Source organism: Streptomyces neyagawaensis, assembly GCF_023516595.1.
In the GTDB taxonomy this organism is placed as follows: Bacteria; Actinomycetota; Actinomycetes; order Streptomycetales; family Streptomycetaceae; genus Streptomyces; species Streptomyces neyagawaensis.
This window is the reverse complement of the sequence record NZ_JAMGBG010000095.1, coordinates 1-9,295: the sequence shown is the minus strand read 5'-3', so window position 1 is coordinate 9,295 and position 9,295 is coordinate 1. Positions and strand designations below refer to the sequence as shown.

The 9,295-nt window shown below is 73.0% G+C and carries 8 protein-coding genes; 2 read left to right on the top strand and 6 right to left on the bottom strand.

The genetic code is table 11. The features are described 5' to 3' along the window. Positions 1-236 precede the first annotated feature (236 nt). Positions 237-1,232, top strand: a complete 996-nt coding sequence (locus M8J73_RS31935; protein WP_249829392.1) for a peptidoglycan-binding domain-containing protein — start codon at positions 237-239, stop codon at positions 1,230-1,232. A 67-nt stretch (positions 1,233-1,299) separates the two neighbouring features. Here M8J73_RS31935 and M8J73_RS31930 read toward each other — a convergent pair whose 3' ends face one another. Genes M8J73_RS31930 through M8J73_RS31920 form a run of 3 tightly spaced genes read right to left on the bottom strand, consistent with a single transcriptional unit; the run spans position 1,300 to position 4,764 of the window. Then, complete coding sequence (locus tag M8J73_RS31930; protein ID WP_372504054.1) at positions 1,300-2,199, bottom strand: geranyl diphosphate 2-C-methyltransferase; 900 nt, start codon at positions 2,197-2,199, stop codon at positions 1,300-1,302. A 49-nt stretch (positions 2,200-2,248) separates the two neighbouring features. Next, positions 2,249-3,313 carry a family 2 encapsulin nanocompartment cargo protein terpene cyclase gene (locus tag M8J73_RS31925; protein WP_055542770.1) on the bottom strand — a complete coding sequence of 355 codons (1,065 nt, stop codon included), beginning with the start codon at positions 3,311-3,313 and terminating at the stop codon, positions 2,249-2,251. Continuing rightward, positions 3,310-4,764, bottom strand: a complete 1,455-nt coding sequence (locus M8J73_RS31920; RefSeq protein WP_055542771.1) for a family 2B encapsulin nanocompartment shell protein — start codon at positions 4,762-4,764, stop codon at positions 3,310-3,312. The genes M8J73_RS31925 and M8J73_RS31920 overlap by 4 nt, the downstream gene beginning before the upstream one ends. 465 nt (positions 4,765-5,229) lie before the next feature. On the opposite strand from M8J73_RS31920, the gene M8J73_RS31915 reads away from it, so the two are divergent. Further along, positions 5,230-6,093, top strand: coding sequence for a fructosamine kinase family protein (locus M8J73_RS31915; RefSeq protein WP_240501746.1), 864 nt, complete (start codon positions 5,230-5,232; stop codon positions 6,091-6,093). A gap of 112 nt (positions 6,094-6,205) precedes the next feature. Here M8J73_RS31915 and M8J73_RS31910 read toward each other — a convergent pair whose 3' ends face one another. From M8J73_RS31910 to M8J73_RS31900, 3 genes are all read right to left on the bottom strand, one after another. Continuing rightward, complete coding sequence (locus M8J73_RS31910; RefSeq protein WP_249829390.1) at positions 6,206-8,383, bottom strand: TerD family protein; 2,178 nt, start codon at positions 8,381-8,383, stop codon at positions 6,206-6,208. A 27-nt stretch (positions 8,384-8,410) separates the two neighbouring features. Beyond that, on the bottom strand, positions 8,411-8,794 hold the full coding sequence (locus tag M8J73_RS31905) for a glyoxalase superfamily protein (protein WP_055537895.1): 384 nt from the start codon (positions 8,792-8,794) through the stop codon (positions 8,411-8,413). 69 nt (positions 8,795-8,863) lie between these two features. Beyond that, a partial coding sequence (locus M8J73_RS31900; RefSeq protein WP_249829389.1) for a TetR/AcrR family transcriptional regulator C-terminal domain-containing protein occupies positions 8,864-9,295 on the bottom strand: 432 nt, incomplete at its 5' end.

The following is a 9,295-nucleotide window of genomic DNA, read 5'->3' as shown; positions in this document are numbered from 1 at the left end:
GCACGGCACCCCGCAGGACGGTCGGCCGGCTGACCCGTCGGCAGCTCCCGCACCGGCAGCTCCCGCACCGTGGCGCGCGCGATGACTCGACGACCGGTCACGTCATCTCGCGCTGAGTCGGGTTGGCCATTTTTCGATCTCCCGTGCGAGTTCTGGTTCGAGTTTCAAGCAAATCTTGGGGATTTCGTGTAGAAGACTGTGAGAACTCCGGAAGACCGTTCGAAGTGAGTGCGCGCGTGAGTGAACCGACAGGCCCTGTCTGCCCCCAGTGCGGTACGCCCCGGGTGGCGGACGGCACCCCGGCCTGTTCCTGCGCCGAGCAGGCGTCCGAGGCCCACCGCGACTCCCGAACGGCACAGGCGGCGGCCGCCGAGGACTTCGACCCCGTACGGATACGGCCGTTCGTGAAGGTCGGCGACGACCCCTCCGTCGCCCCCGACCCCTCCGTCGCCCCCGACACGGCCGCCGCACCCGACTCCTCCGCCGTCCACGACACCTCCGACCTCCACGACCCCGCGTACGAGCCGGACGGCCCCACGCAGGAGCTGCCCGCCCATGCCGGGCACCCGGGGCCGCCCAGTGCCGCCAGCGCCCCCGACGAGCGGGCCGCCATCGGAACCGGCCGTCACGAGGGCGGGCGGCGACGCAGGAGGGCGCTCGTGGTGGGGGCCGGAGCCGCCGCGGTGGCGGCCCTGGTGGCGGCGGGCCTCGTGAGCGGCCTCTTCTCGTACGACGCGCCCGCACGGGACGGCTCCCTGCCGGACGACGTCCGGGCCCGGCTCCCGGAAGCGGCCTCCCAGGCATCCCAGGCAGGCGCGACCCCGACGCCCACCCCGTCGGGCACGGCCTCACCGAGCCGGTCGACGGGCACCCCGAGCGCCTCCCAGGACGCGACCCCCGGCGAGAGCCCGGCCACCCCGACCGGCTCCGCCCGCCCGACCCGGACCCCGTCCAACAGCGGCGCCACCCGCACATCGGGCCCCGGACCGACCGGGAGCGCCGAGCAGAACCCCGTCCTCGGCCTCGGCGACCGGGGCCCCGAGGTCACCGAACTCCAGCTCCGTCTGCGCCAGGCCGGCCTCTACAACGGGGACGCCGACGGCGAGTACGACCGGGAGGTCGAGAGCGCCGTCCGCGGCTACCAGCTCACCCGCCTCGTCCTCGACGACGAGTCGGGCGTCTACGGCCTGCCGACCCGCACCGCGCTCGAGTCCGAGACCTCGGAGCCGTGATCCGCGCCGTTCGTGCCCCTCGGCGGCCGCCCCCTCGGCCGCCGGCCGCCCGCCGCCGCTTCGCCGGTCAGACGCGGTCGGCCACGATCAGCAGGTACTGGAAACTGCCGTTCTCGTAGGCGGTGATGAAGGTGTCCTCGATGCCGGTCACCAGATGGTCGGCCTGCTTGCGCAGCTCCCAGTAGGGCAGCGCGGCAGCCGTGAGGTCCTGCACATGGACGGGGACCAGACGGTTGCGGGCCAGCGCGCGGAAGTACGCCGAGCGGGGGTGGATGTCGCAGATGTAGTGCGCGTTGATGAGGGACACCTCGCGCGAGGCGCGGCCGTAGGTGTCGTTGTAGCAGCCCGTGACGGTCACATAGCGTCCGCCTCGGCGCAGCAGCCGGGCGTGCTCGGCGAACAGCAGGTCCAGCTCGACGTACATCGTGGACTCGTTGTTCCAGGACGCGGCGAACTCCCCGGCGGGCAGCCCCGTGTCGAGCATGTCGCGGTGGTGGTAGCGGACCCGGTCGTCGATGCCCCGCCTGCGGGCCTGGTCGTTGGCGAACTCGGCCTGCTTCGCGGAGATGGTGACGCCGTCGGCGTGGCAGCCGTACCGCAGATGCGCCACCACGCTGCCGCCCCCGCGCCCGCACCCGGCGTCGAAGACGCGGTCGGTGGGGGAGAGCGGACCCAGATGGTGGGCCAGCAGCTCCGCCTGGGCCTGTTCCAGGCGGTGCAGTTCGGCGGTGACGCGCTCCCGGCGGCGCGGCGCGTCGAGGTCGTCGTCGAGGACCGACCAGTCGGCCTCCCCGATGCCGTAGTGATGGTGGTAGAGGTCGTCGATCCTGCCGAGTTCGAGGTTGACCGGGTTCTCCTCGGCGTTCCAGTAGTCGGCGACCCTCCGCTGGTAGGTGGAGTGCGCCGGGGAGGGGGCCGGGGGCCGGTCGGGCGCCGGTGCGGCGGGCGGGGTGACGGCGTCGATGATGGTCAACAAAGGCTCCTTCGCTGCGATCGGGCGTCGGCCGTGCGGGGCGTTACCAGTAGTCGGGCAGGCTGTAGCGGTCGGTGTTGGTGGCATGCCACTCATGGCTGCCGGCCACCCAGGCGGCGACCGCGGTGACGTAGCGCTCGATCGGCGGGGAGGCGGCGGACAGCGCCGCGGACTCCTCCTCGAACGCCTCCATGATCCGGTTGTGGATCTCGACGGCCTTCAGATAGGCCGCCTTCAGTCCGCACCGCTCGTTGGCGGCGATCACCACGGGCAGATTCAGATGGTCGGGGTCATGGGTCAACTCCTTGGTGAAGGAGTACAGGTCGTTGACGATCGTGGCGGCGTTGCCGGCAAGGGCGGTGATCCGCTGGACCTCGGGCCGGGCGTAGAGCGCCTCCGGCAGCTCCCAGCCGTCCACGGCGTCGACCACCGCGAGACAGGGCCGGAAGTTGTTGAATTGCCGCATCACCAGGTATTCCCACACCCCCGGCATGTGCGCGGTCTCCGCCCAGGCGGCCTCACCGAGATAGCCCAGATGCAGCCGGGCCAGGTCGTGGACGAGGCGGTCGGTCTGGCTGGGCGTGGCGAACACCGCGTAGTCCCGCAGCGCGAAGCGGTACGAGCGCAGCGGCCCGTCGGCCCGTACGCCGTGCTGCCACCGCTCCTCCAGGTCGGGGGTGCCGTGGAACGGGTCGAGCGCGGACTGGGCCATGAGCAGTCGGCCGCCGAGGCCGCGCGGCGATCCGCCCTTGCCCTCGTCCACCTCGCAGTAGACGTTGTCGACGAGGTGCTCGGCGAGGAGCAGTTTCCCGGCGGCGGTGAGATGGTCGATGCCCGCCGCGCCCGGATGCGCGAGCACGATCGCCCGGCCGAGCCCGAACCGGTCGAACTGGCTCCGCCACTGCCGCGGGAACAGGTCGAGGCGGTCGGCCCACGCCGCGAGCCTGCGGTCGACCTCCGCGACCTTCGCGGGATCGGCGGGCACGGCCGGCCGGTACCGCAGTCCCGGGATCGCGCCCCCGTCACGGGCGGGGGACCGGCGGGTGAGACGGGGCGGCCCCGGAAGCCGGGTCGCGGTCCCGGTGCCGGACGACGAGGGTTCGCTCATTCCGGCATCCATCCGATCTGCACGTTCTCGAGGATCCCGGCGGCGTCGGGCACCAGCACGGCCATCGAGTAGTAGGCCGTGACCAGGTAGCTCATGATCGCGGTGGTGTCGATGCCCATGAACCGCACGTTCAGCGACGGTTCGTACTCCTCGGGGATGCCGGTCTGGTGCAGGCCGATCACGCCTTGGTCCTTCTCGCCGGTGCGCAGCGCGATGATGCTGGTGGTGTGCTGGGCGCTGATCGGGATCTTGCCGCACGGCAGCAGCGGGACCCCGCGCCAGGCCGGTACCTCGTGCCCGCCGACGGTGACCGTGCCGGGTGCCAGCCCACGCCGGTTGCACTGCCGGAAGAAGGCCGCGATCGCCTTCGGGTGGGCCAGGAACATCCGGGTCCTGCGGCGCATGGACAGCAGTTCGTCCATGTCGTCCGGGGTCGGCGGCCCGGAGAAGGTGCTGACGCGCTGCCCGTAGTCGACGTTGTGCAGCAGCCCGAACTCGCGGTTGTTGACCAACTCCCACTCCTGGCGTTCCCGGATCTCCTCGATGATCAGCCGGAGTTGCTGCTCCGTCTGGTCCATCGGGTGGTTGTAGAGGTCCGCGACGCGGGTGTGCACGCGCAGCACGGTCTGGGTGAGCGACAGTTCGTACTCGCGGGGCGCCAGGTCGTAGTCCACGAAGCCGCCCGGCAGCGTCAACTCGCCCACATGGCCGGCCTCCAGGGGGACATCGGCCTCGCCCTTGCGGTTCATCGGCTTGCTCTGCCGGTCGGTGAACGCGTCGAACTGGGACCGCAGCGACGGGGTGCGGTCCACGAACGCCATCAGCGTGTCCCAGTTGAGCGCCAGCACCACGGCCGCCGTCTCGGCCCGCACGGAGCTGAGCCACAGCGGGTCGGCGTGGCCGATCGCCTCGTCGCCCAGCCCGTCGCCGTCGGCGATGACGCCGAGGACCTCCTCCTCCCCGTACTTGCCGGTGGTGTAGCGGGTGAACCGGCCGTGCACCACGAGGTACGCCTCGGTCACCGGCTGCCCGGCGTCGACCAGGACCTGGCCGGCCCGCACCTCACGGACCCGGAAGCGCTGTGAGATCTCCCTGAGCGCCGCGAGGTCGGAGTAGCCGCGCAGCGCGGGCAGTTCGGTGAGGGTCTCCGGGATGACCTTGACGTCGTCGGCGCCGTTCTGGTCGAACTGCACCCGGCCCCGGCCGACCCGCAGTTGCAGGCGCCGGTTGACCCGGTAGGTGCCGCCCTTGACGTCCACCCAGGGCAGCATCCTGAGCAGCCACCGGGAGGTGATGGCCTGCATCTGCGGCGCGGACTTGGTGGTCGTCGCGAGCTGACGTGCGGCCCGGGTGCTCAGACTGGTGCAGTGCGGGCCGTCGGCGGGATCCGGGGCGCTTTCGGCGGAACTCACGGGGGCGGTCACTTTCCCTCCCGAAGGGTGAGCGGACATACGCGGATGTGCCGGGACGTGCGAGGACGCGCGGGAACACGGGCGGGCACCGGAACACCGGTCGACGGCGGTACGGGGAACTCGGGTGGCGCGCGTACGACGTGGTCGTGGGCGGATTCCGAGGCGGTGGACACCACAGTGGCGGCGGTGGGCGGCGCGAGCGGCTGTGCGGCGCGTGTCGCAGGTCAAGCCAAACAGGCGGGGCGGCCGGTCGGGCACCGCGTGAAAGGGGCGACTTCGGGTCCGCGGGAGGCGGAAACCACCGAGCGAGGCAGACGCGGGGCCGCCCCGCGCACCCGCGCCCCTCGGCCGCGCCCGGCCCCGGCGCGCGGGGCGCACGACATCAGCCGCACGCGAGGCGCCGCCGGGCCGAGGCAGGGCGCGGGGATTTCACCGGGGCCAGGTGCCGCCCGTACCGTTCCCGGGAACGGCAGTCGACCGCACGGGATCTGGAGGTGGTTCTCCGTGAGCGCTCACCACGCGCCCGGCGACCTGGCCGTACGGCTCACCGGCCGTACGGCTGTCGGCGAGCGCCCGCTCTCCGGCGCCCTCACCGAGGTCACCCTCGACGACGGCCGCGTGGTGATCGTCAAGCGGGCCGACGGACCGGACGCGGCACGGGCGGAGGCGGCCGGACTGCGCTGGCTGGCCGAGGCGGGCGCGGTCCCCGTGCCGGCGGTCCACGGCCAGGAGGGGGACCGCCTGGTGATCGACCGGATCCGGCAGGGCTCACCCGGCGCCGCGGCGGCGACCCGCTTCGGGGAGTCCCTGGCCGCCCTGCACACCGCGGGAGCGTCCGCCTTCGGCGCCGCACCCCCCGGCGGCCCGGAGCACGCCTCCATCGGGCGCGCCCCCATGCGGAACGTCCCCGGCGCCGACTGGCCCGGCTGGTACGCCGAGCACCGGGTGCTGCCGTATCTGCGGCTCGCGGTCGACGACGGCACGATCCGCCCGGCGGAGGCCGCCCTGTTCGAGGAGGTCTGCGCGCGGCTGCCCGACCTCGCGGGCCCCGCCGAGCCGCCCGCCCGGCTGCACGGCGACCTGTGGAACGGCAACGTCCTGTGGGGCGCCGACGGCCGTGCCTGGCTCATCGACCCCGCCGCGCACGGCGGCCACCGCGAGACCGACCTCGCGATGCTCGCCCTCTTCGGCTGCCCCCACCTCGACCGGGTGCTCGACGGCTACCAGCGGGCGACGCCCCTCGCCGCCGGCTGGCAGGACCGCGTCGGCCTCCACCAGCTCTTCCCCCTGCTGGTCCACACGGTGCTCTTCGGCCGCGGCTACGCCGAACAGGCCCTGGACGCGGCGCGGGCGGCGCTCGCGCGGTGAACGCGGGCGCCGCCCGGGGCGACGTGAACGGCGAGGAAAGCGAAAGGACTCGTTTCAAGGAGGAATGGAGAAGGAAGCCCCTTCATGGCCTCGCCTTCGGCCACGCTAGCACTCAGCCCGGAATCAGGTCGCGCAGATTTTCGAGAGTGATGATCCGGGAGTCCGGGTGCAGCCCCTCGGGGCGTTCGAGACCTATGTACATGACCGGCGCGTCCGGCACGGACTCGCCGTCCCAGGACTCCACGACCGTCGTCCCGTCGGCGTCCGTCATCAGGCCGACGAGGTACCGAACCGTGAGCTGCTCCCGCTCCATGACGGCCCGCACCACGCGCGACACGGACGCCTGGTTCTCCTCGACCCGGTTGCCCGACGAGACACCCGTCAGACAGAGGTGCAACCACTTCGCCCTCCACCGGCCGTCCCGCTCCCGCTTGAACGCCAGCGGCAGCGCCACCCGACCCGGCCCCCGCAGCTCCGACTTCATCCGCACGGTGCGCGGTTCGAACGGACGGCCCTTCTGCTCCCCGTCCCGCAGCATGAACCCGAAGAACGACTCCTCGGCCTCGTCGAACCCCTCACCCGTGTAGATGTTCACCTGCGGAACCACGAACGTGCCGCGCACCCGGTCCAGGCCCAGGTCGATGAACTCCGAGGCCCCGTCCGGCGCCTCGGTGATGTCACCGGAGTGCTCGCCCCCGACCGTCTTGAGCGACGTGTACGAGAGCCAGCTGTCGGTGCTGTAGTCGGCGTTCAGGAGCAGCGCCGACAGGTCGTAGTCGGTCCGCCGCCCGCGCTCCTTCCAGTACACGAAGAAGCGCAGCAGCTCGCCGTCGACCGCCGACGCGGAGCCCCGCGGCAATACCCCGAGTCCGGCGGTGGTCGCCCGGCCGCTGAGCGGCAGTGCCACGTCCAGGACGTCCGGGTCGACCAGCAGCCGGGCCGGCACCGGGAGGCGGCGCCGCAGCTCCGCGTCGAGGGCGGCGATCAGGCGCTCGCGGTCCTCCGCGGGCACGGCCGGCCGCTTGTCGGCGGCGACCCAGGCCCGGCCCCGGCGGTTGACGAACACCCGGCGCTCACCGGACTTCCGCTCCCGGTTGAGCAGATGCTCGCGCACCGCCAGCACGACCCGGCCCGACACCTGCGGGGCGACCTCCACGGCCGCGGCCACCACGGCGTCCCGCTCCTCCTGGCCGGCGGCGATCCGCAGCAGGTGGTCCAGGGCCCGGAACAGCTTGCCGGGCGCGGTCCGCAGCAGGCCGACGGCGCCGGGGACGTCGCCCTCACCGAGCAGTCGCTGCGCGCGGCTGTCGAGGGACCGCGCCTCCTTCTCGCCGCGGGCCACGGCGAACACCTCGGCGGCGTGCGGCCACCGCGGGTACTCGTGCGGGTGGAGGCGCTCACCGAGCCGCTTGAAGGGCTCGCGGTACGCGTGCACGTCGCAGAGCTTCGCGGGACTCTCCGCGACCACGGCGTCCAGGCCCGCGAGAAGCGCCCGGCGCACCGGACGCGGCATCGTCCGCAGCCGCGTCGGCTCCCGCAGCGTCACGTCACCGCCCGACAGGGCGCAGGCCAGCCGCAGCACATCGGTGACGGTGTCCAGGAGCAGGTCGGCGCCGACGCCGAGGCGGGCCTCGTTGACGACCGCGCGGTTCTCCCGGACCGGGATCGACTCGGGCTGCGGACCGGTCGCGCACCGCTCCGCGAGGAGCTTCAGGTCGGCGAGGTGCTCCTCACCCAGCGGTGTGGTGCTGCCCGCGAGCGCCAGGTAGAGGGCGGTGACCTCGTCGTCCAGGGCCCCGCCGAGGTGCAGGACCGTCAGCCGGTCGCCGGCCGAGGCGATCAGCTCGTCCTGCACCGCGAGCATCTCCTCGTAGGTGTGCTGGTAGCGGCCGTACGACGGCAGGCTGAGCAGGTTCAGCGCCCCGCGCGCCAGCTGGGAGAGCACGCTGCCGCGCGCCTCGCGGTCACGGAGCGCATCGGCGACGCACCGCGTCCAGAACTCCTCGGTGTCCGGCACGTTCGCGGGGAAGTCGATGAAGTACGTGTTGTGCGCGACGTGGTCGCCCACCATCTCGCGCACCGTGCGCAGCGTGCGCGTGGCGGTGTGCACCACCGCGGCCGGCGACAGCCCCGACAGGTGCGCCAGCAGGTCGGCCGACAGCTTGAACCCCACCGACAGCAACGCGGCGTCGAACTGCCGCGCCGCGGCGGCGCCGTCCCCCGCGGACCCCTCGGGGGCGGGCAGACGATGGGTGTGCCGGAGAACCACTGATGCGAGACGGTTGGCCATGCCGGGATGATCGCAGAGGTGTACGAATCACCGCACAGGAGTTTTCCCGCCCCTCCCGCGTCCGGTTCCCGGGAGACGTGAGCGCGTCGGCGTGCCGATCCGCAGCCGGTTGCCGTCGGGGTCGCGCAATGCGATCTCGCGCGCCCACGGGGCCTGTTCCACCGGCACGCCGAACGCGGAGGCGAGCGTGTCCACGTCGCGCACCCGCAGGTAGACCAGAGTGTCGGGACGGGCGTCGCCCTCGTGCTCCGACAGGAACAGCCGTATCCCGCCCCGGGCGACCTCGACGAACGCGGGGAGCCCCGGTTCGAAGCGGTGCTCCCATCGCTGGGTGAAGCCCAGTCGCTCGTACCAGGCGACCGCGGCCGCGGCGTCCGCGACACGGAGAATGGGGATGACTTCCTCGTCCACCTCGTCCACCTCGTCCATGCGGCCCATCGTGGCAGCCCCCACTGACAACGCGGCCGACCTCCGCTGCCGTCAGAGCGCCGCGTGTGTCTCCCGCCTGCGGCGCGCGTGGTCGAGGAAGCCTGCCAGGGCCAGTTCGAAGGCGGCGTCCGCACGCTGGTCGCCCACCGCGTCGAGCGCTTCGGCGAGGCGCGGCGTGGCCGTCTCGTCGGCGATTTCCCACATGGCCTCCGGCGCTGCCAGATCGAGGGCCGAGCCGAGGACGACGTTCTCCAGGGCGACCAGCACCGGCATCACGTCGGCGAGGGGGAAGCCCGCGTCGAGGAGCAGGGCGACGGCACGCTCGTACTGCTCCAGGGCGCGCGGCGCCCGCACCGGGGACGTCATGAGCAGCGGGATGGCCCGGGGGTGGGCGGCGAAGGCGGCGCGGTAGGACCGGGCCCAGGCCGCGAGGGCCTCGTCCCAGGGGCGCAGCTCCAGCGCGGAGACGTCGATGCCCTCGGT